The sequence below is a fragment of the Euzebyales bacterium genome, from assembly GCA_035461305.1.
GTDB lineage: Bacteria > Actinomycetota > Nitriliruptoria > Euzebyales > JAHELV01 > JAHELV01.
The window spans coordinates 1-1681 of the sequence record DATHVN010000225.1 but is presented as its reverse complement, the minus strand read 5'-3'; the positions used below and the strand labels follow the sequence as shown (position 1 = coordinate 1681).

Below are 1681 nucleotides of genomic sequence, written 5' to 3'. Positions count from 1 at the left end.
GCGCTGACGTAGTCCTCGTTGGTGACGCCACCCCGCGGGCTGTCGGCGTCACCCACGTCGTAGTGGGTCCCCTCGCCGGACGGGAGCGGGCGCTGCCGGATGAACGTCTCGCGATCTGCGACCACTCCGTCGATCGGCCCGGCCAGCACGAGCGCCATGTCGATGGCGTGCACCATCAGGTCGCCCAGGGTGCCGAGCCCCTGGTCGGCCTCGAAGCGCCATGACAGCACCCCGGCGGGATCGCCCGCGTAGCCATTGAGGAACCGCCCGCGGTAGTGGGTGATGGTCCCCAGCCGCCCGTCACGGAGCAGGCCCAGCGCGTACTGCACGACGGGCGCCCACCGGGTAGTTGTAGCCGACGAAGGTGCACACGCCGACGTCACGCGCGGCCGCGGCGATGTCGATCGTGTCCCGCGGAAAGCGTCCGACCGGCTTCTCACAGAACACGTGCTTGCCGGCTTCCAGCGCCGCGACGCAGATCTCGCGGTGCAGAGCGTTCGGTGCTGCGATGTTGACGACGTCGACCGACGGGTCCGCGACCACGTCACGCCAGTCGGAGGTCGAGCGCTCGAACCCGAAACGCCGCTCGGCAGCGGCCGCGCGCTGCTCGACCGGGTCGGCGCACACGATCAGCCGAGCCGGTGGATCATCGGGGTACCTGTCCGGCAGCGCCCGTACGAGCGGCTGTGGACCTCGCCCATCCACCCCATGCCGATCACGCCCACACCGATCTGGTCCGTCATGCGTCCTCTGATGCTCCGGTGCCGTCGAGGTCGGCGGGGACGTCGACCCAGGCGCCGTCGCGCCGGTGTGAGCGCACGACGGCGTCGACGAACCGCACGCCGCGGGCGCCGTCGATGACCGTCGGCAGGTCCGGGGCCGCTGCGTCAGGGTCGGACCCTTCGCGACGCGCGACGATGGCCGACCAGGCGTCGTTGTAGATCGTGCCGAATGCCGCGGCGAACCCCTCGGGGTGGCCGGCCCACATCCGTGACGCGCGTGCCGCCGCAGGCAGCATCTCCGGTGAGCCGCGCGCGATGATCCGGTGCGGACCCTCGAGCGGTCGCACGATCAGCTCGTTCGGCCACTCCTGGGCCCACTCCAGCCCGCCGCGCTCGGCGAAGACACGCAGGCGCAGCCCGTGCAACTGCCCCGCGGCCGCCATCGTCACCCACAACAGCCCGCGGACGGCGCCGGGGAGGCGCAGCATGACGTGGGCGTTGTCGTCGACTGCGCGGCCCGGCACCAGCGTCGACAGCTCAGCGGAGACGGTCCGCACACGCAGGCCGGTCACGAACTCCGCGAGGTGCTGCGCGTGGGTGCCCAGGTCGGCGACGACGCTGGACGCTCCGGCGCTGGCGGGGTCGGTCCGCCAGGACGCCTGCCGATGATCCTGGGCTTCCAGCAGCGTGGCCGCCCATCCCGAGGCGAACTCGACCTGCACCAGCCGCACCGGCCCGAGATCGCCGCTCGCCAGCAGGTCCCGGGCGTGGCGGACCATCACATACCCGGTGTAGTTGTAGGTCACCGCAAAGACCAGGCCAGTGTGGCGCTGCCGGCCGACCAGGTCGAGCGCGTCGTCCACCGTCGTGGTCAGCGGCTTGTCGCAGATCACGTCGATGCCGTGGTCGAGGAACGCTGATGCGATCGCGTGGTGGCTGTGGTTGGGCGTGCAGATCGT

The 1681-nt window shown here is 71.5% G+C and carries 3 protein-coding genes; all 3 read right to left on the bottom strand.

Going from position 1 to position 1681, the window contains the following annotated elements; translation table 11 throughout:
• On the bottom strand, nucleotides 1-329 hold a 329-nt coding region (locus VK923_20545; protein ID HSJ47068.1), incomplete at its 3' end, for a Gfo/Idh/MocA family oxidoreductase.
• Nucleotides 301-627: a Gfo/Idh/MocA family oxidoreductase gene (locus VK923_20540; protein HSJ47067.1), complete on the bottom strand. Its 327-nt coding sequence runs from the start codon at nucleotides 625-627 to the stop codon at nucleotides 301-303. The genes VK923_20540 and VK923_20545, both read right to left, overlap by 29 nt.
• Nucleotides 628-739: 112 nt before the next feature.
• On the bottom strand, nucleotides 740-1681 hold a 942-nt coding region (locus tag VK923_20535), incomplete at its 5' end, for a Gfo/Idh/MocA family oxidoreductase (protein HSJ47066.1).